We start from the raw sequence: 23,812 nt of genomic DNA on the forward strand, positions 1-23,812 counted from the left end.
AGCTTTCATTATATTACTCATTTCGGAATGGTGGGAACGATCTTGATCATTCGTTGTACTCGCATAGACCGATATGTGTTTGACGGATACGTCCACTCCTCCCGAATGGCGCAGGAATGGATTCGCGAGGCCGTTCATCTGGCCCCTTGGTTTGACTTGGAGCTGTTCGCTGATTTCTTTCTTTGCTTTTACTTAAGCAAGCCGGAAATCGAGAGTACAGGGGAGGAAACCCCTTTTCATCGCTGGCTGGTTCTTACTCTATGCAAGCAGTACTTCTATGTAACCATTCATCCGCGGACAGTCGGGCAGGTTAACAGCTCATTCAAAACAGCGTTAAAAGCGCTAATGTGGCTGACGGAAAGCTACGAACAGGAAGTCAAAAAACGCCAAAAAGAGCAGCAGCGGCTCACCTTCGGCTTTGAAAAGAAGCATGAGCAATCCGGCCAGGAAAATGACAGGGTCAGCGAGCGCCTCACCGACAAGCAGATTGAAAAGCTGAAGCTGGTCGGCTATACCTTGCAGCAAGGCAAGAAAATCGTCGAGGACAAGCAGGAGGCCGTCGATGCCCGGCCGCTTGCAGCTGGTGAAATTCGGGCTTTGCGAGATCGGATTGATCAGCTCAAAGAGGAAATGCGAACGGAATTTATGAAGCGGGACAAGCTGAAGATGAAGCTGCACAAAGCGGAAGATGAGCTGGAGAAGCGCGAAAAGCAGCTCGAGCGAATCGCGCAGCGTGACCGCGAAGCCATTCAGGAAATCGAGGATGAGCTGGGAGACTGGCTGAACCGCTCGCTCAAGGAGACGCTGTCTCTCGAGGATGAGCTCAGCTTTAATGTTCATGAGCTGATCCGGGCCAGCCAAAGGCTCGCAAATCGGCGTTGGGGCAGCGAGCTTGGCAAGCTGCGCAGGCAGGCTTTTGACCAGTACGTGCAGTGGATCGAGAAGCTGAAGGGCAGCAAGGAACTGGTCGCCTTCCTGCAGGAGGTCGGCCGAAATCTGCATCACCTGAAGGTTGCACGCAAAAAGCTGAAGTCCACCTTTGTGCCGGAGGCGTACGATGATCTGCGGCAATCCGGCGATATCTCTCATCTGCTGCCAAGTGAAGCCGTGCTGCTCGCGGATGAGGAGTTTGAGCCTTACTTCATGTTCAAATGGCTGGAAAATAAGCTGATGACGTACAACATCACCGGCCAAGCGGACGAGCCGCAAAAAGGACCTATCCTGTGCATGCTCGATACCTCGCATTCGATGCGCGGCTCCAAGCTCCGATTGGCGCAAATTTTTGTCGCCACCTTTGCTTCCTTTGCTTTGCTGGAAAGGCGTGATTTTATTTTATTGCTCTTTGGCGCGAAGGGCGAGCTGATTGAACAGCCCTTATACCATAGGCGTCCTGACTGGCAGGCTTTCTATTCGCTGGCGCAGATGGCTTATGGAGGCGGAACCAATTTCGACGCTCCCTTGAAGCGCGGCATGGAGATTGTAAGCGATCAGCCTGCGTTTAAAGATGCAGATTTCGTCATGGTTACTGATGGCATAGGAACCATATCGCCTCCCGTCCAGCAGCAGCTTGGCAGCTTGGGCCAGCGTAAACAGCTGAGGCTGCATTCATTGATCATTGGTTCAGCGCGCCAGCACTTGATTCAAAAATACGACATTCTTGGCGTTTCTCACCAGGTTCGGTTTGCCGCGGCATGGGACATGCAGGACATGACAAAGGATGAGCTTTTATTGGATGTATTTTCCAAATGAAGCTCATCCCCTATTTTTTTTCATTGACCGTTTTCCAGTACAATTACGACTCTGTCTCCGACCCGCAGCTCTCCCGGATGTTCCACATAGCCGACTATGCCTCTTTTTTTATGGGCCAGCCTGACGAATTGCTGTCCAAGCTTCGGCTCGCCATAATGGTCGGCGAATTGCTTGCCTGGTCCCATACAAGGCTCATTCTCACCTTCACACACAATCCCGCCGCCGCTAGGCAGCATCATCCTTGTCCCCATGGGCAGCTCAGTCAATGATGGATATCCGCTAAGCAGAATATTAGCTCCCAGCCACTCCGGTTTGATTTCAGCAATTCCCATTTTCCGAGCTACCTCATCCAGCTCTTCAACAGTCACCATACTAAGCTGGCGTCGATTCATGATGACCGTACCTCGAGGATACATCGTTTGCCGGACATCGGCTTGGGCGGTAATGCCAAAATGGCGATCTCCTTCTATGCCGCCAAAAATCAAATCAACCTTCTCCAGTCTTCTGGTTAAAAAAGTCGAAGGCGTATCTGCAATGAGCACAGCTTCCACAGTCGCATCAATTCTCATGGTTTTATTTCAATGCAGCTTCAATATCCTGGCGAAGCTCTTGGTCTTCTGGTGCAACATTGCTGGAGTAACGCCCGACCAGCTGCCCATCCTTATTCACGAGAAACTTCTCAAAATTCCACTTCACGTCTTCATGGGAATCTGAATGGTCGATTAACCATTGGTACAGGGGATGCTTGTCGTCGCCAAGTATGGTCACTTTATCAAAAAGCGGAAAGTTCACACCATAATTGATGGAGCAAAAATCCTGTATTTCTTCTATAGTCCCGGGCTCTTGTTCTCCAAAATCATTGCAGGGGAAACCAAGTATGACAAGACCTTTATCCTTGTATGTTTCATAAAGCTCTTGAAGCCCTTTATACTGAGGGGTAAATCCGCACTTGGAGGCCAGATTGACAATAAGTAAAGATGAACCTTTAAATGAGCCCAAATCTTGATGTTCACCTTTTGCATTTACTGCCATAATTTCATAAATCGCACTCATTTTATCTTCCTCCTGTTTCCACTAACCATATTAGGCTTACTGTATTAAATACTACACCATTTTCCTCCAAACTGCCAAACTCAGAAATTATGAAAAGTATGCATCCGAATAATCATTCGCTTGCTTGAGTTCCGCAGCTATGGTATATTTGATTTTCGATTTTTTATATATGATCCAAAACTTAGGAGGTAACTGATCTTGGATGAAAAGATTCAAAGTGCCTATCAAGAGGAAATGCTTAGGCTCGAGCACACGAGCAAGAAAATTGATCAGCAGCTTGAACGGCTGCAAAGGATTCCCGCCTATTATGGCAAGGATTTGACAGAACAAGTGCTTGACAGCATGCGGGAGCAATCCAGGCGTAATCTATCGAAAGCTGTAGATGAGCCGTATTTTGGCAGACTGGATTTTCAGGAATCCGGCAAGGGCGCTCCCACCCCTTATTACATCGGCAAAGCCGGAATTGAGGAAGAAGGCAGCAGCAAGCTGCTTGTGATTGATTGGAGAGCTCCGGTTGCGAGCCTCTTTTATTCTTTTACCGGCGGATTGGATGCAGCGGCCTACGACTCGCCAGACGGTCTGATCGATGGTCTTGTATATCTGAAGCGAAATGTGGTCATTCGCAAACAAATTCTTCAGCGGGTCGTGGACACCTTTGACCGTGAACAGGATTCTCTGGCCGCACATGATGAATTCCTGCTCTATCGACTCGGCGAAAATAAAGATAACAAGCTGCGGGATATCGTGTCTACGATACAAGCGGAGCAGGACCGGATTATCCGTGCCGCCAAAAATACGGCTTTGATCATCCAAGGTGTCGCCGGAAGCGGTAAAACGACTGTCGCTTTGCATCGACTTGCCTATTTGCTCTATCAATACCGCGACCAAATTCGGGCGGAGAAAATGATCATTTTTGCACCTAACCGTATGTTTCTTGACTATATCTCATCGGTTCTCCCGGAGCTGGGTGTCGGAGATATTCAGCAAAACACATTTTCAGATTGGGCACTGGATATTCTGGAACAGGAAGTTAAGCTGGCTGATCCGACTGTGACCTTGAATACCTGGTTTGCGATAGGTCCTAACAGACCGGAAATCAATGAGCATGCACCAGGTCGATTCAAAGGCTCACTGAGCTTTAAAGAGGATTTGGAGCAAAAACTGGCTAGTTTTGAACAAATTTATATACCGTCATCATCCTTTCAACCTTGGGAAGGCAAAGTATTGCCGATCCAAACGATTCATGAGTGGTTTTTCGTGGAAAATAACCATTACCCGCTGGCCAAGCGAAGGGATCGGGTCGTGGCGCGCATCAAACGCTGGCTTGAAATGGAGCTGGAACCGATTTGGGAGATGTCCCGCAAAAAAGAGCTGAAGCAAAAATCAGCCCAAAAGCTTAGAACTTATCTGAAGAGCTGGCCGGAGCACACGGCTTTGAGCTTATATCAACTGCTCTACCCGGATACGCAGTTTAAGCATAAAACCGTACAGCATGAAGATTTGGCCCCGCTTTTATTTGTCCACTGCCGCTTGCATGGAATCCCCTCGGAGCGAATGTTCGACCATGTTGTCGTTGATGAGGCGCAGGATTTTTCACCATTTCAAATTGCCGTTCTGGATATGTTCACGCGCAATCGCTCCTTTACGATTCTCGGGGATCTCTCGCAAGGCATTCACGCCTATCAGGGGATTATGGACTGGAAGGAGTTCAGTTCGATGTTTCCGGAAGAGCAGTCAGGATATTTCGAGCTGGAGCGAAGCTATAGATCCACAATGGAGATTATACAGTTTGCCAATAGTGTGCTTTCCCGAGGCGGTCAGACAGGGCTTTTGGCAGTTCCCGTTTTCCGCAGCGGCGATAAGGTACGCATCCTTCAAACAGAGAAATCGGAACGCATGAAGATGCTGATCAAAGCTTTGAACCGAATTCGGGCAGGCTCTTCATCGACCATAGCGGTGATAGCCCGAACGGAAAAACAGAGCGAGAAGCTGTATGGAAACCTGCAGCAGGCAGGGATTCCATGCAATTCGATCAGCTCCAGGCAGAGAGAATATAAAGGCGGGATCTCCGTGCTGCCGGTTTACCTGGCTAAAGGCCTGGAGTTCGATGCCGTCATCCTGATGGATGTCGATGGCGAGCATTACACTTCAAGCATCATCGATGCCAAGCTGCTATATGTGGGCTGCACCCGCTGTCTCCATGAGCTGTGGCTGCTCTATAGCGGAGAAGCTTCTCCGCTGGTAGATTTGCAAGATCGGGAGAACATTTCAACCGAGTTTCCTCAATAAGCTTGAGTCGTCCTCCAACATCACTCCGCAATGAAATGGGGTGGAACGATGTTGCTGGCGAGAAAGATAAAGCCGGATTGAAGTTTTGTAACTTCGATCCGGCTTTTTTTGTGCATTAACACCTGTATGTGCAAGAGGTGGCGATAGTCTCAAATATTGTATAAATTACATTGAGGGTAAGCTGCTTGACTAGAAGCCAAAAATCGTCATGCCGCCATCGACAAACAAGGTTTGTCCGGTCATATAGCTGGCCGCATCGGATGCAAGGAAAACGGCAGGTCCGACCAATTCCGGCAATTCACCCACACGCTGCATAGGCGTCCTGGAGATGATCTCACCCAAATAAACAGGATCCGACAGCAGTTTCTCAGTCAGCGGTGTATTGAAATACCACGGTCCGAGCGCGTTCACGCGGATACCGCTTTTGCCCCACTCCATGGCCAAGACTTTCGTCATTTGAATCATGGCGGCTTTGGAGGCAGCATAAACCACTCCTGTGCGAAGCGCTACATGGCCGCCTACAGAAGAAATATTGATAATGCTTCCGCTTCCCTGCTCTTTCATGAGGCTTCCGACAAGCTGGGAACAAATGAAGGCCGACTTGAGGTTCGTCTGCATAATTGTTTCCCACTCTTCATCCGTCACATCCAGTGCTTTACTGCGAATGTTCATACCGGCATTGTTCACTAAGATGTCAATCCGCCCAGCCTGCTCAACTGCTTGATTAACTGCTTGCTCGATCTCTGCTCGCGATCTTATATTCGCTGCGATCGGATATGCTTTTCTTCCTAAATAACGAATCTCTTTCGCCAATTGCTGCAAATCTGCTTCCGTTCTTGATATAATAACTACATCTGCTCCGGCTTCAGCAAAGCCTAAGGCCAGTGCTTTACCAATACCGCGTCCGGCACCTGTAATCAATGCCACTTTATGGTCTAATCGAAATGAAGGTAAGAGCATCTCAGCACATCGTCCAATCTAGTAATTTTTTGTGAGGAGGCAACTATATGCAATATTCCATTCGCGAAGAAATTGCAAATGCTATCACTCATGGCATAGGCGCCATATTCAGCATTGTAGCTCTAATCTTACTGATTATGCAAGCATCAGCCCTCCAAGGAGATCCTTGGCATATGGTCAGTTTCAGCATTTTTGGCACCAGCATGATCATCCTTTATCTCTGTTCAACTTTGCTTCACAGTATACAGCATAAAAAAACCAAGGATATTTTCGAAATCCTTGATCATTCCGCCATCTATTTATTGATTGCCGGTTCTTATACTCCCTTTTTACTAGTCACGCTGCGCGGTCCGCTAGGGTGGTCCATGTTCGGAGTCATATGGGGGCTTGCGATTATCGGGATTGTGCTAAAATGTTTTTATGTGAAAAGATTTGTGCTGATTTCCACGCTTTGTTACATTCTGATGGGTTGGCTGATTATACTTTGCATAAAACCGCTGTTCCAAAATCTTCCGTTCAACGGATTGGTGTGGCTGATTGCCGGAGGATTGCTCTATACGTTCGGAAGTATTTTTTATGTGTGGAGACGGGTTCCGTATCATCATGCGATCTGGCATATTTTTGTGCTTGCAGGCAGCACCTGCCATTTTATGTGTGTTCTACTGTATGTTGGGTAGCCCATAATTTTGGCGGTACGGTTAGCATCACTTGATCTGCGATCACAGCGTACCCTGCAGCATTTGGGTGAATATGATCCCCAAATAACAGCTGGGCTTCTCTACCCTTGAAAGCATCAAATACCTGAACAACAAAAGTATTTGGTGAATGCAGCATATTGAGAAAGTGATTAAAGCGCTTTACCCATTCGGCGGATTCAGGCACTTGAGGCAGAGGGTTGTATAAACCAATCAAGATCAATACATAAGGGTGATCCCCGGGTATGGCATCTTCTTTTATTTGTTCTATTCTCGCAAGCATCTTCCTGTAGTTGGTTTCGTAAGCTTGAAGGGCTGAAATCAACAGAGAACTGTCTCCGCTATAGATAAAAGGCAGGGCAGCCTGAATCAGATCATTGCCGCCAGCTGTAATGGTTATCACATTCGCCGTCCGAATGAATCGATGAAGCTCAGGCTCCGAATCCAAAAGCTCCAATAAACGCGCCGTCGTAGCTCCATTCATTCCAGCATTGCTCAAATAAACGGGAAGTCGGACGGCGACCTCCACCTTTTGTTGTAACACTGAAACAAAGCCTTGACCCGGCGGAGCCCCGTAACCTACCGTTAACGAGTCACCGAACGCCAGATAATGAATCACATTGCCCAAGTTAATCATCTCCCAAAGCCGAAAGTATCCTATTCTATTCAACTTTGCCCATTTTGGGAATGACTTATGAAATGAAACGGTTCCTTTTTCCATAAAAAAAAGATGTCCGCTTGGGAACATTAATTTTCGCTCGCTATGGGCAGCAGCGGGCGACAAAATTCCGTTACAAAGTGCTCTATTTGTTCCTTTTCTGCATAAGTAAACTGAAATTCGCTGTCGCAGCCTTCATCGTGAAGAACGATTTGAATAATGTCCCCTTTGGGACTGCATATAACTAATACGCTGGGTGATTCTAATCCAGGAGGCAGCGTTTCCCCTTCAGCAAGCTGAAGCGACAATAATATGTCCATCCACTGTCCTCTCTGTTCAATTTCCGTGCACCTCAGGGCAAACCGATGCTGACAGGGCTCCGCCCCATATTTCATCATACATGCACCCCCCCCCCCGAACTGTCGATTGTGGTGACCTTATTGTACATGATGTAAATCCAAAGTGGTAGTCGGATACCATCTATACTATGATTAAGCTATATGAATGAGATAAGGAGATTAAGGACCATGAAACAGACGATTACAGACACAATTGATCTTCATGCTGAAGAGTGGAAAGCAATATCCACTTTTATCGGGAACAATCCCGAGCTCGGGCACGAGGAATTTCTGGCTTCCGCTCGATTAACCGAGCTTCTGGAAGCTCATGGCTTTGAAGTACAGCGTGGAGTATTGGATATTCCCACTTCGTTTATCGCCACCTACCATTCCGGTAAACCGGGACCAGTCGCTGCTTTCTTGGCGGAATACGACGCCTTGCCCGATCTCGGCCATGCCTGCGGACACCACCTGATCTGCATGATGAGCATCGGTGCCGCTATCGGCCTTAAGTCGGTTTTAAGCGAAACAGGCGGCACGATTAGAGTGTATGGAACTCCCGCCGAAGAGACGAAAGGCGCCAAGGTTCCTATGGCGGCAGCAGGATTATTCGATGATGTCGATTTTGCCCTTATGGCACATCCATTCTATACCTATGAGCAATCGGGTGTCTCGTTAGCCATGGATGCCATTCAGTTCGAATATTTTGGGAAGCCCGCTCATGCAGCAGCGAACCCCTATGATGGGATCAATGCGCTGGATGCGGTTTTGCAGTTGTTCAATTCGATCAATGCGCTCCGCCAGCAGTTAAAATCAGATGCCCGCATTCATGGCATCATAAACGATGGCGGAAAAGCGCCAAATATTATTCCCGACTATGCCTCAGCACAGTTTTATGTACGTTCAGCCTCTCGTTCCTATACGGATGAGCTGGTGCGCAAAGTGATGCTTTGCGCAGAAGGGGCCGCATTGCAAACAGGCTGTAAACTGCAGTCCTTTAACTATGAATATTCGTATGATGAGCTGCGTACGAATGAAGCCTTGTCCCGTGTGTTTAACCACAATTTGAATGCGATGGGAATCTCATCGGGCGAGATTGAAATTGGTAAAGATCACGGCTCGCTGGATTTGGGCAATGTGTCCATTCACTGTCCGACGATACACCCCTTTATGAAGGTTGTGGATGAAAAGCACTCGCTCCACACCAAAGAATTCAGGGATCTCGCCATGGAAGACCGTGCTATGAACGGGATGATTTTTTCGGCGAAAGCACTCGCATTCACGGCATTTGACGTGATGTCCAGCCGTGAGTTGCTTCAGGAAATCAAAGACGAATTTGCCGGTTGAGCCAACGGTTTATTTTGACTGCGAATAAATAAAGCGACTCCGACCAGCAGCAGACAGCCTGCAGCGATCTGTATAGGAGTGATCATTTCGCCGAGAAGGAAATAAGCGAGAATGGTTGCGCCAAGCGGTTCGCCCAGCACAGACATGGAGACCGAGGTCGCTTTCATATATTTGAGCAGCCAATTGAATAAATAATGTCCGAATACCGTGGGTACAATCGCAAGCAGCAGAAAAATGCCCCACTCATTGGCTGCATAAGCCGTGAATGAATAACCTTGAAACAGGTTATATCCGGCTAAGACAATCCCGGCAAATAAGAAAACAAAAAAGCTGTAAACAAATGCAGACATGTCAGCGCGAAGACTTTTACCGAGCAGTATGTGAATGACCACGCAAAGCGTTCCGAGCAAAGATAACAAATCTCCTTTAAGCGCAGCGCCCGAGAATTTAAAATCTCCCCAACCGATCAGAATCGCCCCGCATATAGCTACAATCATACTCATAAATGCCGCTCGACTAAGTCCCTGTTTAAACAGCCATAATGAACCCAGCATGACAAATACAGGCTCCAAAGTTAGAATAGCCGTAGAGCTGGCAACGGTTGTATACCTCAGAGAATCCATCCAGAAAAGAAAATGAAAGCCCAAGCCGATGCCGGAAATGATTAATTTGATCCAGTCGCTTGCTTGAACACGGGTCAATTCATGTCGGTAAGCAAACAGGAAGGGCAGCATGCCTGCGCAAGTGATCAGTAATCGGTACATGGCTATCACTGCTGCCGGTGCAGTAGACCATTTTACAAAAATAGCGGAAAACGATATGGCAACAATAGCGATAAAAAGAAGAATCGGAATAGCAGGCTTGTTTGTTGAGTGCAATGGGTTAGCCCTCCTGGGAGTTGTAAATGCAGAGAACAGTATATCGCAAAAAATTGAATTAGCAAACTTAATTGAAATTTTACTCAAAAACAGTGCTTTTTTGAGGTGTTATCCCTTATAATGAGAATATATGACAAGGCCAGTCTACCCCGGAGGTTCCTTTGTTGCCGTCAAATCAAGGGTCTTACCCTACACAGAATATGGAAGATGAGCTTCATTTTTACCAGGAAATGGTTGAAGCTTTAACTAAAAATGCCGCTGTGGCATTCATCATTTGTGATTTACAAAACCGCATTTTACATGTGAATCAAACGTTTGAGCATATGTTCGGTTGGAGCTTTGATGAGATTGTGGGCCAAGCTCTGCCTATAATCCCTCCATCCATTCAAGAGGACTTCTATCGAGTTTTGGCTGAAAAGAAATGGGAAATCTCGGTTGTTGAAACTCTGAAGCAGCGTAAAAACCTTACGCTTTTTCATGTATGTGAAACCATAACTCCCATCAGAGACAGTTCAGGAGCCGTAGAATCCTATGCGTGCATCATAGATGACATTACCCAAAGAAAGCTATCAGAGCGGGCTCTTAAGGAGAGCGAGCAGAAATATAAATCGCTGTTTGATCTCAATCCCGACAGTGTCATCTCCTTCGATATGAATGGCCTTATAACAAGCGTTAATGCTGCCACCATAAAGCTGTTCGGTTATACGGAAGAAGAATTACTCGTTTTAGATTTTGCAGATATTTGCGAGCCTGCACAGTTTGAATTTCTGACCGCGAAGTTTGCTCAAGCCGCACTTGGAATTCCTCAGAATTTTGAATCGACCATGCTGCACAAAAACAAATCAAAAGTTGAGCTGAATCAGATCCTCATGCCTATCCTCATCGATGAGGAAATATGCGGCGTCTATTGTTTGACAAAGGATATTACTGTGCGCAAGCGATCTGAAGAGCTGATCCAAAACATGGCTTATTTCGATTCCTTGACGAATCTGCCCAACCGCAGATATTTTGAGAATAAACTATCCGTACAGCTGGAAAAATCCAATGCAGATAGCTCCAGGATGGCCATTCTCTTCCTCGATCTCGACGGCTTCAAGCAGATTAATGATTCCTTGGGTCATGCGGCAGGTGACATCGTGCTCAAGGAGGTTGCCGAGCGGCTGAATCAATGCGTCAGAGACCATGATACCGTTGCCCGATTGGGAGGGGACGAATTTACGGTATGCTTGCCCATGATCAATGATAAAGAAGCAGCACTGCCCGTAGCTGATCGCATTTTACAAGAAATGCGTCTTCCTTATTTACTTAAAGGAAAAGAATTTTATTTGTCTGCAAGCATCGGGTTGGCTTTCTATCCAGATGACGGCAATGATGTTGATTCATTAATGCGAAGTGCCGATACGGCCTTGTACAAGGTTAAGGAACAGGGAAAGAATCACATCAAGCTGTATACTCCAGGAATGAATGATGAAGCAATCGAGCGACAGCTCCTGGAGAATGAACTCAAACATGCTCTGGATCATGATGAATTTGTCGTCCATTATCAACCGCAAATCCATGTTCATACCAAGCAAATTACGGGCATGGAAGCGTTGATCCGATGGCAGCACCCGAAGAAAGGGCTTCTATACCCTGGAGATTTCATTGCAATTGCTGAGGAATCCGGATTAATCGTGGACATGGGATTGAAGGTTATGCAGATTGCCTGTTCACAGTGTGTGGAGTGGCAAAATCAAGGATATACCACCATGCGCGTAGCGGTCAATCTCTCACAAGTCCAGCTGCGGCGCAATGACCTGGTCGATAAAGTCAGGCAAGTTCTGCAGGAAACCGGACTCTCGCCTTCCTGCCTTGAGCTTGAAATCACGGAAAGTATGGCCATGCACCATGCAGAACACGTGATTGCACAGCTTCACGCGCTTGTAGAGCTTGGCGTTCTGATCTCCATTGATGATTTTGGCACCGGCTTTTCTTCGTTAAGCTACCTTAACAAATTTCCGATTCATCGGCTCAAAATAGACCGTTCCTTTATCACCAATATCACGAATCGTCCCGACTCGGCCATTGTCTCGGCCATCGTCGGTCTCGCGCATAACCTAAACCTCAGCGTGATCGTCGAGGGAGTCGAAACCGAGTTGCAAAAAACAGAGCTGCCCAAGCTCGGCTGTCATGAAATGCAAGGATTTTTATTCAGCATGCCTTTGCCTGCTGATCAATTTTTACTTATGCTGGAAAAGGGCAACGTTACGAACATAGATAAATCCAGCATTTAAGAGTCACCACGTCATCCAGTTATTTTACTTTCAACAATTGCCTCGTTTTTTTTCTTATGGTATGATTTAATTAACAAAGACCAAGTGCTGCTAACACTTGGCCTCGACAATTGCTTGGATGGGCTTCCCTCCGAGTTTTCAAATGAGACAAAAACCCACCTTTGGCGGAGAACCTTGGGGTGGGTTTTTACTTTCTCTTGTTGTTATTGCTGATGTATGATAAAAGAGCAACAATAAATGAGCTGAATAGGATCATTAATGTCATTGCGTCTTTTAATTCCACGGCTTCACCTCCTTAAGAAGGAAAACCATGACCGCCCAAGATTCAATTGTAACCATATTATACTAATTTACCAGAATACGTACAAGTGTTCTTATTCCTAGGTATTGAGATTTATATTAATATAATGCTCCACAACGGGAAATGGATCATAAAAATGATGCAGCAACGCCTTCCATTCCAAATATTGTTCAGAGCTTCTGAAGCCAATTGTGTGATCTTTGATGTTTTCCCATCTCACCAATAAAATGTATTTATTCTCTTCCTCAACACACTTCTGCAATTCATGACCACAGTAGCCCTTCATTTTTGATATGATTTGGGAAGCTTTCCTGAAGCTGCTTTCAAATTCATTGATCATTCCTGATTTAACGTGTAAAATCGCCACTTCGAGTATCATGATTTTATACCTCATATTCCCTTAATTTAGATGCTCCGAAAGCTTAACGTCTGGATTTAACTTGTCTGTAAACTAGGAAAATTATACCAAAAACTAAAAGAATACTTCCTATTAATAAGACCATGGTCCCCACTCTCGGCTGGTTTGGAGCATTCATTTTCACTTCTATTTCCTGTCCTAATGAGCTTAATTCAGTCTTAGCTTGTTGATATTCCAAATTGCCTGTACAAAAATTAGTTTCTAAATCACCGTTATCTCCCTTAAATGAATAGACCAAATAGGTTTCGTTGTTCTTGAATTTAAACCCACATGAGGCACCAGCACCATCATTACTGAAAATGGTTGTAGATTTGGTCAATTGTCCTTTCCAAGCCTTATCTACAGTAAATGTGTACTCCCTTACCTTCCCTATTGCTCTGTTCAGGGTTCCCCCCACGTCGATAACTCTACCTAAAAAGACGGCGTCGGATCGTGCCAGCTTCTCGGCAGAATTACTGGAAACACAGCTGCATGCATACACCTCCTGATTGGAGAGGTTTAATCCTGTCAAAATTAGGAATACAGCAAAAAACGAAATTGCAATTTTTTTCATAAGAACCCCTTTAATTGGGTTGGCATTCCCGATACTTCACAGTAAGTATACAAGAAAGTAATTCGCCATAAAAAACATATTCCCTTTTACCAAGCTATTTCTGGTTTAGTTTTATGGTTTAAGAACTAGGTCATCGGTTGGGATGAATAAGCCTTATTTGTAATAATCTCAGAACTTTCGAACTACTGTTGTTCGTCTCTTTTAACTCACTACTACATATTTCATATTCGTTTTGATGTCATCAATAATAGTTTCTAATTGGCTCATCTCATACTTACTTGTATCCAAAATATGCTTTACATCGACCCCGGATTCTTTAAATTCTTGCAATAAAATGATGCTTCTTTCACCCATCTGGTTTTCAATCGGTCTTAAACTATCTCTATATTTCAAAGTATCCTCATCAACCAATAACACTACATAAATAATTCTGACTTGATAATCACTTAGTTGATCTACTAACCAATCCAATTCTTTGAGTAGGGTTACATAATCAATGACAACATCATACTGATATTTGATTAAATTCTTTGTGATCGAGATAACATTCTCCCATGTTAAACTCAAGGTCTCCGGACATAACCATGGTTTTCCTCTTCCATTAACTGGAATGTGACTAATATCATCTCCAGAAATATATGCACTTCTATCTAATGATTTTACAAGTTCTTTGGATGTTGTCGATTTACCTACGCCTGCAGGTCCGGAGATCAGATATATGGTTCTTTTTATCATATTTTTCCCTTTCGAATCAATTTTTTGTATTCATCTTCTAAAATACCCATCTCCACTAAATTCCAGTAGGTTTTTTAAAATATTTAGATATTTCACCACTCCTCTTTTAAATTCAATTAATCCCAAAATATCCCTGCACAGCTCGACAAAAAAAGACAGCACTCCTAAGGAGTAACTGTCCTGTCTGTTTCACATTCGAATCTATAAGATTTATTTCCATTCCGGAAGAAAAGACTTCGTATTATCCAACATGCGTTCGAACAGCTCTCTAGCTTGTTCGGGTGAAATATTCACCAACGGATCGCTTACGAAAGCGCGAAAAGCCTTGTCCTTGTCCTTATTGAGCGAAGCCTGCAAGATCGTTTCCTGATTCCATATATGACGCTGCACGAGACTATTGATTTCCGGCGGAAGCTCTCCCGATATGATCGGTTTTACGCTGTCACGGCCGAATATTGCATTCGTTTCTACTACAGCGCCGAGAGGCGTATTGCCCATTTGCCCTCGGTTGGGCATGTTGACATTCGTTACAATATCCCCGAGACCCAGCAGAGCCTTTACCATGTCAATGCCTTCTTCACCAGTCGGCCGTATGGCAAATTCTTCTTCCCCTTGAGCCAATCTTGCACTCTTTGCAATCAAATCCCGCTGATTTTGCTTACGCCAATCCACCTTGGTTAAACTGAATTTCCATTCATGAACCGTTTCCGGATTTTTCAAATACCAGGAATGCGGCATGAATTCGGCCAAGTGACGGTCTCCGGCTGCTGCGATGAGCCCGAATTTGCGAAATAGGTCAAACTTCACCCGCTCCGCCGAGGCAAAATGATTGTTCATCCAGTGCCCCTCTTCTGAGCCTTCAAAGCCATCCTTGGAATGGCGGTGAGCAAACTCCCGATACATCGGGAACAAATCCATTCCTTGATAAGAAGCTTGATCCAACCACGTAAAATGGTTTATCCCAAGTACATTCACCTTGATATCGCGCCGATTTACATTGGGAATATTCGCCATTTCATCAAGCATGGAGGCAAGCAATTTCTGGGTGCCAAATACTTCATGGCAGCATCCGATCGCTTTAATTTCAGGAAATACCTCGTAAAGTGTACGCGTACATAAAGTCATCGGGTTCGTGTAGTTGATGATCCATGAGTCAGGAGCGTAGGTGCGAATGCTTTTGGCCAGCTCCACATAAATCGGGATCGTCCGCAATGCACGAATCGCACCTCCTGGGCCAACGGTATCTCCTACCGATTGATAGATTCCGTATTCTTCAGGTAGATGCACATCGGAATGCATCTCTTGGAAGCTTCCAGGCAATATGGAGATGATAACGAAATCGGAGCCGGTCAGGGCTTCCTTTAACGAAGGAACTGCCTCATACTTCCACTTTCCCGCAGCATCGGACCGTTCTGACAGGCGATTGCCGATCACCGCATTCGTATTCGCTGCATCATAATTAAGATCATATAATTTAACGGTACCGGAAAGCTGACCTTCTTGCGCCAGGTCGCTCATCAAGCCCCAGGCCCATCCTCTCGAGCCTCCGCCGATGTAGGCAATTTGAATATCTTTAACGACATTATGATTGGGTTCCATCAGAATCCTCCAAATAGGTTTGAATTGATTATCCTTTTAAACCGGTTGTGGAAATGCCTTCAACAAAGTGTTTTTGCGCCAGGAAAAAGATCAGAATACACGGAAGCATCGTAAGCAGCGACATCGCCATAATCTCGCTCCACTGCACATTCGCTACGGCATCCAGCGACATCCGCAGGGCAAGCGGCAATGTAAATTTACTGACACTGTTCACATAAATAAGTACATTGAAAAAATCGTTCCATACCCAAATGAATTGAATGATACTGACGGAAAATATCGCTGGCTTGCAGAGAGGCAGTAGGATTCGCAGCAAGATCGAGAAAGAACCGCACCCGTCGATTTTCGCCGATTCATCCAGATCCTTGGGCAACCCGCGGAAAAACTGAACCATCATGAAGTTGAAGAACGGAAAGGTGCCAAAAAAAGCGGGCACGATAAAAGGCAAATAGCTGTCCAGCCATCCCAATTGTTTAAACAGCAAGTAACGCGGGATCATGATAACCGCCCCGGGGAGCATGAGTGTGGAAATCATCAGCGAGAAAAACACTTTTTTGAGCGGGAATTCAAATCTTACGAAACCGTATGCCACGAGAACACTCGATATAACCGTTCCGAGTACGACGGGTATTGCGAGCAATATCGAATTTCTGTAAAAGATACCGAACGTATATTGTCCGGATCCTTTCCATCCCTTGATATAGGAATCCAGGCTGAAATGCTGCGGTATGAGTCCTATAGAAGAAAATATTTCTGCATTTGTTCTGGTTGTTGCCGAAACCAGCCATAATAACGGATATATCATGATCAAGCCAAATATCGATAATAAAACATAGGACCCGAGTTTGCTCCATGTGCTCATCAGCCTTTTCCACCATCCTCGTAATGGACCCATTTATTCGATGTTTTGAATGCCACAAAGGTAACAACCATGATGATCAGAAACAGCACCCACGATTGTGCCGAAGCATAGCCCATTTTGAAAAATTGAAAAGCATTCTGATAAATCAGCAGCCCGTATAAATACGTAGAATTGAGCGGCCCTCCGTTAGTAATAATCATCGGACCGGTAAATTCTTGAAAGGCGTTAACCATCTGCATGATGAGGTTAAAGAATAGGATCGGGGTGATCAGCGGCAGCGTGATGTTGAAAAACATCCGGAACCGCGAAGCCCCGTCTATTTTTCCAGCTTCATATAATTCAGCCGGGACTTGCTTCAATCCAGCTAAGAAGAGCACCATGGAAGATCCGAACTGCCATACGGTCAGTAAGCTGACCGTATACAGAGCGAGATTCGGACTGCCGATCCAATCCATGGAAGGCAGGTGCAGACGGCTGAACAGGACGTTCACCAGCCCTTCCTTGGAAAATAAATATCGCCAAAGAATAGCTACTGCCACACTGCCTCCCATGATCGATGGCAAGTAATAAATAGTTCGAAAGAAATTAATGCCTTTCAGCTTCATATTCAGGATCATCGCGACCATTAAAGAAAACGCGATTTTCAGCGGTACGGCAATGAGGACGAAGATGAAAGTAACCTGCAAGGATTTACGGAACATTGCATCGTCTGTAAATAATTTCACGAAATTTTGCATCCCGATAAAATGCGGCTTCTTCAGTAAGCTTAGATCCGTAAACGAATACACGAAGGACGCAATAAAGGGATATAACTCGAAAATCAGGAAGCCTATGAGCCATGGACTGATGTAGAGCAGCCCCATGTAATTCCAAGAACGTCTTTTCGCCGCCTTGGCAGAAATGGATGTATTGGGTTTGACTGCCGCTGTTTTCATAGGTTGCACTCCCTTTGCTTAAGCTTACTTGCTGCTCTTAAGTTCCTTGAGCTTGGCATTCAGACTGGTGATCAGTTCATCGGCAGCTTGCTCCGGAGTTACTTTCTTGTAGGCCAGTTTCTGCGCAACATCCAAACGAACCTTCCCTAACTCGGCATTGTTTGTAATGCCATTAACGGGACCCCCGCTTGTCTTCAGGGCGATTTCCGTACCTTTGGCAATATTCGGATCGATATTCCCGGCATCCTGCAATATTTTCAATGCGGATTTGGATGCGGGTGTACCGCGGGCATCTCCAAGTATGGTAACTGCTTCTTTGTCGTTAAGGAGCCAATTCAGCAGCTTTGCGGCTTCCTTCGTATTTTTGGAATTCTTGTTAATCGAGAAAATTTGTGACGGACGGGCTACGACCGCAGTATTTTTGGAATCTTTGGAAATAATAGACGCTGCCACATCCGTCTTGAACGTAATATCCTTCTTCATTACCGGAATGTTGGAAGCGAAATTCAGAGTCATGCCGACTTCGCCTTTGAACCATTTCGGATTCTGTTCCACCTTATTGGCATAGGCTTGAGACTCCTCGAAAGGAGGTATGACACCTGCATCAAAATATTTTTTGATGTAATTCATCCCGTCAACGGCAGTTGCTTTATCGAAGCCAAGCGTGAAATCATCTTTAACAAATTGATTACCCGTTTTTTGCACGACATAATATTTGAATAATTCAGAAACTAAACCGGGATCGACATTCAGCAGTACGTCTTTACCGCCGCTTTGGTCATGAACTTTCTTGCCGTATTCGAGCAAGTTATCCCAATCCCAAACCGTATTTTCAGGAATATTATATTTCTTGAATAAATCCTTGTTGAAATAAAGAATCATACCATTCATACCTGTAGGCAGTCCGATTAATTTACCGTTCACTGTTGAATAATCTTTAAGGAACTTGTCGTCAAAATTCGTAAGATCGAACGTGTCCTTCATCGTATTGATATCTACAAACACATCGGATTGTTGAGACAAGTCGTAAAGCCAAGGTTGATCCACCTGTATGAGGTCAGGAGCTGTGCCGCCGGCTAACTGCGTCTTCAGCTTCTGTTCGTATCCGTCAAATCCGCCGTACTCTGCTTCAACTTTCACATTCGGGTTCAACTGCATGTACTTATCAAGCGCAGCGAGTGTTGCCTTGTGCCGGGTATCGCTGCCCCACCAGGAAAAACGAAGCGTCACCTTTTCTCCTGGTTTTACAGCTGCCGGCTGACCGCTTGCATTTGCACCATTATCTTGATTTCTTGATGTACTGCAACCGCTTAGAATCAATGAGCTGATTAAAGCTGTCGAAACGAGTGTACCGAACCATTTTCTAATCATTGTCACAACCCCTTCTCATTCCTGTATGATGTGTCTAATTGGTTCTTCAAATATAACATTACCAAGTTTCGGGCCTGTTCGGTATGTATTCGTTTATAGATTAGGGTATCCCGCTTTAAGAAGTTTTGAAACATGAATCCATATTTAGTATGCTGAATTTTAGAAATGGGATGGTATTTTTAGAAATGGGTGCATTGTGAACGTTTTCATTAGTTATAATGAGTAGGATATAGATTGATTATCAAAGAATGCATCAGTGTGAAGGAGGATTTCCATTGTACAAGCTGCTAATTGTGGATGACGAATTTGAAATCCGTCACGGCATCAGTCACTATTTCCCGTGGGACGAGCTTGGATTCGCCATTGCCGGAGAAGCGGAGAATGGTCAGCAAGCACTTGAATTCCTAGTAGATTGTCCCGTGGACGTTATTTTATGCGATATCAAAATGCCTGTAAAATCGGGTCTTGACTTGGCACGGGAATTATTCGCAAACCAGGTAAAAATCAAAATCGTCTTCTTATCCGGCCATAAAGATTTTGAATTTGTCAAAGAGGCATTAATTTACGGGGCTCGTGACTATATCGTGAAGCCTACTAAATATAAAGAACTTGCAGCCGTTTTTAGCAAAATTAAAGTAGAATTGGACCGCGAATCCAAGCCGGATTCAACCCTGCAGCCTCTAAATCAAGTCAGTGATGACGATGTGTTGATCAATAAAATCAAATCTTATGTGGAGCAGAATTTCCCCACTGCCTGTCTAAAAGACGCCGCGAGCATCGTGCATATGAATCCTTATTATGTAAGCACCTATTTTAAGAAAAAAACAGGATATTCCTTCTCGGATTATGTGATCGCTACCAAAATGGAGAAGGCCGCCGAATATCTGGCTAATCCGCAATATAAGACGTACGAAATCAGCGAAATGGTCGGATACGGAAATCCGAAAAATTTTTCCAAATCCTTTAAGGCCTTTTATGGTAAAAATCCCCGAGAATTCCGTATCAACCTTGATGAGAAGTGGTGATTGTCCCTGTGTGGAAGCAACAATATATGTTTAGAAATTTGGTTTTCTTTCTCATTCCGCTGCTTGTTCCCATTCTGATCCTCGGTTCCTTGTCGATCTTAATCACACAGCATTATGTGAAAGAAGACATCAATCAAAAAAACATGAGACTGCTGATGCAGACCAGAGATAACCTGGAGCTCATATTAAATGAGATCGACACCTTGACCTTGACCTTTCAAACGAGTAATAGCATAGCCGTACGTCTGAAAGAGATCTTGAATACCCAAACTTTTACCTATGACCAGACGACGGCTTTGGATTTACTCAGCAATTTCGCTTCTGCTCCAGCCTATGCCAGGCCTTATATAGATTCAATCTATGTCTATTATAATAATCCCTTCAATAAATCCCTCACATCAACGGAAGGGCTTGTGACTCTCGATAAATTCTATGACCGTGGCTGGTACGACTCCTACCTGAAAGGCAATACAGCCGATTCCTGGCTGGAGCAACGGAGTATCAACCGGTACGGCATTCAGAATAAACGAGTCGTTTCAGTATATCGTAAGCTTTATACCGCCGGTTCATCCAAGGCATCCGGTATTATTGTTTTGAATATTCTGCCCGAATATATCGAGAACATGCTTGGGGAGCTGGTATCCAAAGAACAAAGCGTCATCATTGCCAACAATAGTCTGCAAGTACTCTTTCAAACCAAAATGCCCGATGGTTCTTCCGAACAGTTCGACTTGCAAAAAATCATTTCTTCATCGGACCAGGTGTCTTCCGTACGGATGGGAAATCAGACGTTTACCTTAACCCATCTTCAATCCGGTATACAGAAGCTTCACTATATTTCATTGATCCCGCAAGGGGTTCTATATCAAATTCCCATACAGTTAAGTCAAATCACAATCGCGCTGCTGATTATTTCTCTATTAATTGGTGTCGCTATCACCTACTGGTTCACCAGGAAAAACTACAATAACCTGAAGAACATCGTAACGATTATTAAGTCCGTCGAGCAAGGGAAGCCGTTGCCTGTTGCTCCTGTTAAAGTAATCGACGAGTACGGCTACATTTTGCAAAACATCATTAAAGCGTTCATCGAGCAAAGCTTTTTAAAGGTTCAGCTTTCCGAACGCAGCTACAGGCTGAGGTACATGGAAATGCTTGCTCTTCAATCGCAAATCAATCCGCATTTTCTATACAATACATTGGAAATTATATACTGGAAAACCGTCGCTATTTCCGGCAGACCTAACGAGGCCAGCACTATGATCGAACATTTGGGCGATATATTAAAGTATGCGCTGAGCAGTCCTCAGAATAAAATGGTCATCCTGCAAAAGGAGCTTCAGCATACGCAAATCTATGTAGAAATCCAAAAGATCCGCTACAAGGATAAATTTGAAGTGATCTGGGAAGTGGAAGGAAATCTGCAGCGTTATTTCGTTCCCAAATTGCTGCTGCAGCCGTTAATTGAGAACAGTATTTATCATGGGGTCAGAGAAAAGCCCGGAAAGTGCTGCATCAAGGTTAGCATAAGACGTTTGCCTTCCATGATTAGTATCCATGTTATCGATAACGGAGTCGGCATGTCATCGGAACGCCTTCATGAAGTCATAAGCCTTATGGCTCGTGATGACTTCACAAACCAAGGTACGACTGTGGAATCTGCGAAGGACATCTCGGGGAATATCGGTTTGTATAATACCAATAAGCGTCTGGTCTTATCCTACGGGGAGCTTTTTAAACTGCGCATCGTGAGTAAACCCGGATGGGGAACCTCCGTACAAATCAGGATCCCTATCGATGTCTCCTTTTAGACGTAATATTTTGCATAAAAAAAATCCCCTTTAGGAAGACATCCTAGTCCAAGTCCATCTTACAAGATGTACTTTTTTCAGGGTCTACCCAAACGGGATGTCCGATCTTGTTCGCTTGCAGCTTAATCCAAAACCGCCGACATATGCTTCGCAGTCACGGACCAGTGGGATGTGTTCCACACGGGCTCCTTGTCCTTGAAATAAAGGATTTGCGGGGATGCATGCTGGATCCCAAGGTCTTCGGCGATCTGGTTGGAAACAGGTCGGGATTCGATGACTTTGACCAGGTAATAGTCAACGTCTTCACTCGGAGAGCCCGCCAGGTAACTGTCGAATTCTTCCAAAGCGTTCGCGCTTACCGGGCATGTAGTGCTATGCTTCAAGACAACTGCAGGCTTTGCCGTTGAATCATCCAGGATTTGCTGCCACTCCTCCAGGGAGGTTAATTCTTTCCATTTGGCCATTCGTGTGAGCCCCTCTCTTGTCCAGATAAGAATAATTATAAATCCAGTCCGGATAAGTTGCAATCAGAGCTTGCAGGGATTGAGGCTTTTTTGCTCACAAGTATTGGATCTTTCCTGGGTTGAGCAGTCCAAGGGGGTCGTTCTCGCGTTTTTTGGCGATCATCGATTGGATGGAGCCTCTTCCCCCTGATTCCAGCAAGTACGTATGCGGGTCATGAACCGACACTCCGATCGAATGACAAAAGATGATGATTTCATACAGACGGCTTTCCGTCGTAAACTTCACAAGCGGAATCGATTGAGGTATGATGGCTCCCCGGATTCGCGACCACTCATGATGCAGAAGCACCTCGTCATGATATTCCATTTTGATTCTGGCAGCTTGCTCCAAAAATCGGCTGCTCAGAAAAGAAGCCTGCAAATACGTATAAGCCGGATCCTCCTGAATAGCCCAATAGGTCGTTTGATTCCATGTAAAATCAGAGAGCTCTACGTCTTCGTGATATTTACTAGCCGGGATTAAATGAGAGATCTCACCCTTGTGCCGCCTGGCGTACGTATAGGCCTCGGTCAGCGAGCCTTCTTCAATTTCCAGAATCACCGCGGCTTTTCCCGATTGAACCCATCTGGACAGAGGCCGGAAAAAAGAAGGAATCGGCCACTCCATCAACGAAACCAGCCGTTTTCTCAGCGAATTGTCTCTGGCAAGCGAATCCGCAAACAGCATGGCATCGGCATATTGGGAAAAGCTGACGATCACCTGCTGCCACTCTATTCTGGGTGTAAGCGGAAGGACAAGCTCAGTGAGGATTCCGGTTGTTCCGTAATTGTGTATATAATCCAGCAAGGAATCCCCTTGGACAATCAGTTTTTTGGGCTCCTTTTCCAATGTAAGCACTGTGATTTCCTGTACATTGCCATCCCACATATGACCCCAATTAATCGAGCCTACACCAATAGTCCCCCCGCACACAAATCCGCCGACCGTAGCTTGTTTATAATTGCTTGGATAAACCCGCAGTTCTTGCCCCCTCATTCTTGCTTCTCTCTCCAAATCCCCCAAAATAACCCCGGGCTGTACGCGAACAAATCCTTGGCCCCATTCGAGAATCTGATCGAGACCGCTTACATCCAGAATAAGTCCGCCATGCAGGGGAATCGCCTGTCCATAATTGCCGGTTCCGGCTCCTCTGACCGTTATTGGGACTCTTTCGTCATAGGAAAATTTCAGCAAATCGATGATTTCCGCTTCACTCGACGGTAGGGCAATCCCATCCGCAATCTTGTCCTTCAGCTTATTTTTGAGAATCGGAGAAAACCAGTAATGATCCTTGGAAAGCCTCGAGCGAGAGTCATAGTCCAGTAATATCCGTTCATCGCCAAGCCGCTCCAAGGCTTCCTTTTGCCAGCCAATCGCCATCTGATCCACCCTCCTTAAATGCCAATTTAAAAAAGTCGATCAAGAAATCCGCTATAAGCCATGTCTATGCTGATAGCG

The 23,812-nt window shown here is 45.2% G+C and carries 23 protein-coding genes; 7 read left to right on the top strand and 16 right to left on the bottom strand.

Annotated elements, in window-relative coordinates; genetic code table 11:
* The first annotated feature begins 42 nt into the window (after positions 1-42).
* On the top strand, positions 43-1,749 hold the full coding sequence (locus tag BLV33_RS05100; RefSeq protein ID WP_090788874.1) for a hypothetical protein: 1,707 nt from the start codon (positions 43-45) through the stop codon (positions 1,747-1,749).
* 20 nt (positions 1,750-1,769) lie between these two features.
* On the opposite strand, the gene BLV33_RS05105 is transcribed toward BLV33_RS05100, so the two are convergent.
* Together BLV33_RS05105 and BLV33_RS05110 are read right to left on the bottom strand one after the other, a co-directional pair.
* Positions 1,770-2,318, bottom strand: coding sequence for an MOSC domain-containing protein (locus BLV33_RS05105; protein ID WP_090788876.1), 549 nt, complete (start codon positions 2,316-2,318; stop codon positions 1,770-1,772).
* A gap of 4 nt (positions 2,319-2,322) precedes the next feature.
* Entirely contained in the window at positions 2,323-2,781 is a 459-nt protein-coding gene (locus tag BLV33_RS05110) for a glutathione peroxidase (protein WP_090798696.1), read from the bottom strand.
* A 219-nt stretch (positions 2,782-3,000) separates the two neighbouring features.
* Here BLV33_RS05110 and BLV33_RS05115 point away from each other — a divergent pair, with 219 nt between their 5' ends.
* Positions 3,001-5,091 (top strand): HelD family protein, encoded by a 2,091-nt coding sequence (locus tag BLV33_RS05115; protein ID WP_090788877.1) that lies wholly within the window; start codon positions 3,001-3,003, stop codon positions 5,089-5,091.
* 189 nt (positions 5,092-5,280) lie between these two features.
* Here the strand turns inward: BLV33_RS05115 and BLV33_RS05120 are convergent, their stop codons facing one another.
* Positions 5,281-6,051: an SDR family NAD(P)-dependent oxidoreductase gene (locus tag BLV33_RS05120; RefSeq protein WP_090788881.1), complete on the bottom strand. Its 771-nt coding sequence runs from the start codon at positions 6,049-6,051 to the stop codon at positions 5,281-5,283.
* 47 nt (positions 6,052-6,098) lie between these two features.
* Here BLV33_RS05120 and BLV33_RS05125 point away from each other — a divergent pair, with 47 nt between their 5' ends.
* The gene (locus BLV33_RS05125) at positions 6,099-6,728 is read left to right on the top strand and encodes a PAQR family membrane homeostasis protein TrhA (protein ID WP_090788883.1); all 630 of its coding nucleotides are present in this window, start codon (positions 6,099-6,101) and stop codon (positions 6,726-6,728) included.
* On the opposite strand, the gene BLV33_RS05130 is transcribed toward BLV33_RS05125, so the two are convergent.
* Both BLV33_RS05130 and BLV33_RS05135 read right to left on the bottom strand, forming a co-directional pair.
* Complete coding sequence (locus BLV33_RS05130; protein WP_253187205.1) at positions 6,700-7,365, bottom strand: GDSL-type esterase/lipase family protein; 666 nt, start codon at positions 7,363-7,365, stop codon at positions 6,700-6,702. The two genes, BLV33_RS05125 and BLV33_RS05130, sit on opposite strands and share 29 nt — an antisense overlap.
* A gap of 128 nt (positions 7,366-7,493) precedes the next feature.
* Positions 7,494-7,802, bottom strand: coding sequence for a hypothetical protein (locus BLV33_RS05135; protein WP_090788887.1), 309 nt, complete (start codon positions 7,800-7,802; stop codon positions 7,494-7,496).
* Between the two features lie 129 nt (positions 7,803-7,931).
* Between BLV33_RS05135 and BLV33_RS05140 the strand changes: the two genes are divergently transcribed.
* Positions 7,932-9,089, top strand: a complete 1,158-nt coding sequence (locus BLV33_RS05140; RefSeq protein WP_090788889.1) for a M20 family metallopeptidase — start codon at positions 7,932-7,934, stop codon at positions 9,087-9,089.
* Here the strand turns inward: BLV33_RS05140 and BLV33_RS05145 are convergent.
* Entirely contained in the window at positions 9,059-9,967 is a 909-nt protein-coding gene (locus tag BLV33_RS05145) for a DMT family transporter (RefSeq protein WP_090788891.1), read from the bottom strand. The two genes, BLV33_RS05140 and BLV33_RS05145, sit on opposite strands and share 31 nt — an antisense overlap.
* Positions 9,968-10,131: 164 nt before the next feature.
* On the opposite strand from BLV33_RS05145, the gene BLV33_RS05150 reads away from it, so the two are divergent.
* On the top strand, positions 10,132-12,240 hold the full coding sequence (locus BLV33_RS05150) for a putative bifunctional diguanylate cyclase/phosphodiesterase (RefSeq protein ID WP_090788893.1): 2,109 nt from the start codon (positions 10,132-10,134) through the stop codon (positions 12,238-12,240).
* Positions 12,241-12,427: 187 nt separating this feature from the next.
* Here BLV33_RS05150 and BLV33_RS29865 read toward each other — a convergent pair whose 3' ends face one another.
* The 8 genes from BLV33_RS29865 to BLV33_RS05185 form a co-directional block, all read right to left on the bottom strand.
* On the bottom strand, positions 12,428-12,505 hold the full coding sequence (locus BLV33_RS29865; RefSeq protein WP_366414846.1) for a putative holin-like toxin: 78 nt from the start codon (positions 12,503-12,505) through the stop codon (positions 12,428-12,430).
* Between the two features lie 115 nt (positions 12,506-12,620).
* A complete protein-coding gene (locus BLV33_RS05155; RefSeq protein ID WP_090788895.1) occupies positions 12,621-12,920 on the bottom strand; it encodes an antibiotic biosynthesis monooxygenase family protein in 300 nt (99 codons plus the stop codon).
* A gap of 43 nt (positions 12,921-12,963) precedes the next feature.
* Positions 12,964-13,512: a hypothetical protein gene (locus BLV33_RS05160; protein ID WP_090788897.1), complete on the bottom strand. Its 549-nt coding sequence runs from the start codon at positions 13,510-13,512 to the stop codon at positions 12,964-12,966.
* Between the two features lie 201 nt (positions 13,513-13,713).
* A complete protein-coding gene (locus BLV33_RS05165) occupies positions 13,714-14,247 on the bottom strand; it encodes an AAA family ATPase (protein WP_090788899.1) in 534 nt (177 codons plus the stop codon).
* Between the two features lie 210 nt (positions 14,248-14,457).
* A complete protein-coding gene (locus BLV33_RS05170; protein ID WP_090788901.1) occupies positions 14,458-15,846 on the bottom strand; it encodes a family 4 glycosyl hydrolase in 1,389 nt (462 codons plus the stop codon).
* Positions 15,847-15,874: 28 nt separating this feature from the next.
* On the bottom strand, positions 15,875-16,708 hold the full coding sequence (locus tag BLV33_RS05175) for a carbohydrate ABC transporter permease (protein ID WP_090788904.1): 834 nt from the start codon (positions 16,706-16,708) through the stop codon (positions 15,875-15,877).
* Positions 16,708-17,643 (bottom strand): carbohydrate ABC transporter permease, encoded by a 936-nt coding sequence (locus BLV33_RS05180; protein WP_090788906.1) that lies wholly within the window; start codon positions 17,641-17,643, stop codon positions 16,708-16,710. Before BLV33_RS05180 ends, BLV33_RS05175 begins: the two co-directional genes overlap by 1 nt.
* A 24-nt stretch (positions 17,644-17,667) precedes the next feature.
* Positions 17,668-19,014, bottom strand: coding sequence for an ABC transporter substrate-binding protein (locus BLV33_RS05185; protein WP_090788908.1), 1,347 nt, complete (start codon positions 19,012-19,014; stop codon positions 17,668-17,670).
* Positions 19,015-19,289: 275 nt separating this feature from the next.
* On the opposite strand from BLV33_RS05185, the gene BLV33_RS05190 reads away from it, so the two are divergent.
* Both BLV33_RS05190 and BLV33_RS05195 read left to right on the top strand, forming a co-directional pair.
* A complete protein-coding gene (locus BLV33_RS05190; RefSeq protein WP_090788910.1) occupies positions 19,290-20,039 on the top strand; it encodes a response regulator transcription factor in 750 nt (249 codons plus the stop codon).
* Between the two features lie 26 nt (positions 20,040-20,065).
* Positions 20,066-21,850 (top strand): sensor histidine kinase, encoded by a 1,785-nt coding sequence (locus BLV33_RS05195; RefSeq protein ID WP_090788912.1) that lies wholly within the window; start codon positions 20,066-20,068, stop codon positions 21,848-21,850.
* Between the two features lie 122 nt (positions 21,851-21,972).
* Here BLV33_RS05195 and ytxJ read toward each other — a convergent pair whose 3' ends face one another.
* The gene (gene ytxJ, locus BLV33_RS05200; RefSeq protein ID WP_090788914.1) at positions 21,973-22,314 is read right to left on the bottom strand and encodes a bacillithiol system redox-active protein YtxJ; all 342 of its coding nucleotides are present in this window, start codon (positions 22,312-22,314) and stop codon (positions 21,973-21,975) included.
* A 94-nt stretch (positions 22,315-22,408) separates the two neighbouring features.
* Positions 22,409-23,734, bottom strand: a complete 1,326-nt coding sequence (locus BLV33_RS05205) for an FAD-binding oxidoreductase (protein ID WP_090788916.1) — start codon at positions 23,732-23,734, stop codon at positions 22,409-22,411.
* Between the last annotated feature and the right edge of the window lie 78 nt (positions 23,735-23,812).

Source organism: Paenibacillus sp. GP183 (genome assembly GCF_900104695.1).
Taxonomy (GTDB): Bacteria; Bacillota; Bacilli; order Paenibacillales; family NBRC-103111; genus Paenibacillus_AI.

Bases quoted from the DNA above. Each gene is read 5' to 3' on its own strand.
- BLV33_RS05105 (WP_090788876.1), bottom strand. From the start codon at position 2,318: ATGAGAATTGATGCGACTGTGGAAGCTGTGCTCATTGCAGATACGCCT.
- BLV33_RS05110 (WP_090798696.1), bottom strand. From the start codon at position 2,781: ATGGCAGTAAATGCAAAAGGTGAACATCAAGATTTGGGCTCATTTAAA.
- BLV33_RS05120 (WP_090788881.1), bottom strand. From the start codon at position 6,051: ATGCTCTTACCTTCATTTCGATTAGACCATAAAGTGGCATTGATTACA.
- BLV33_RS05125 (WP_090788883.1), top strand. From the start codon at position 6,099: ATGCAATATTCCATTCGCGAAGAAATTGCAAATGCTATCACTCATGGC.
- BLV33_RS05135 (WP_090788887.1), bottom strand. From the start codon at position 7,802: ATGATGAAATATGGGGCGGAGCCCTGTCAGCATCGGTTTGCCCTGAGG.
- BLV33_RS05140 (WP_090788889.1), top strand. From the start codon at position 7,932: ATGAAACAGACGATTACAGACACAATTGATCTTCATGCTGAAGAGTGG.
- BLV33_RS29865 (WP_366414846.1), bottom strand. From the start codon at position 12,505: ATGACATTAATGATCCTATTCAGCTCATTTATTGTTGCTCTTTTATCA.
- BLV33_RS05155 (WP_090788895.1), bottom strand. From the start codon at position 12,920: ATGATACTCGAAGTGGCGATTTTACACGTTAAATCAGGAATGATCAAT.
- BLV33_RS05160 (WP_090788897.1), bottom strand. From the start codon at position 13,512: ATGAAAAAAATTGCAATTTCGTTTTTTGCTGTATTCCTAATTTTGACA.
- BLV33_RS05165 (WP_090788899.1), bottom strand. From the start codon at position 14,247: ATGATAAAAAGAACCATATATCTGATCTCCGGACCTGCAGGCGTAGGT.
- BLV33_RS05170 (WP_090788901.1), bottom strand. From the start codon at position 15,846: ATGGAACCCAATCATAATGTCGTTAAAGATATTCAAATTGCCTACATC.
- BLV33_RS05175 (WP_090788904.1), bottom strand. From the start codon at position 16,708: ATGAGCACATGGAGCAAACTCGGGTCCTATGTTTTATTATCGATATTT.
- BLV33_RS05180 (WP_090788906.1), bottom strand. From the start codon at position 17,643: ATGAAAACAGCGGCAGTCAAACCCAATACATCCATTTCTGCCAAGGCG.
- BLV33_RS05185 (WP_090788908.1), bottom strand. From the start codon at position 19,014: ATGATTAGAAAATGGTTCGGTACACTCGTTTCGACAGCTTTAATCAGC.
- BLV33_RS05195 (WP_090788912.1), top strand. From the start codon at position 20,066: ATGTTTAGAAATTTGGTTTTCTTTCTCATTCCGCTGCTTGTTCCCATT.
- ytxJ (WP_090788914.1), bottom strand. From the start codon at position 22,314: ATGGCCAAATGGAAAGAATTAACCTCCCTGGAGGAGTGGCAGCAAATC.
- BLV33_RS05205 (WP_090788916.1), bottom strand. From the start codon at position 23,734: ATGGCGATTGGCTGGCAAAAGGAAGCCTTGGAGCGGCTTGGCGATGAA.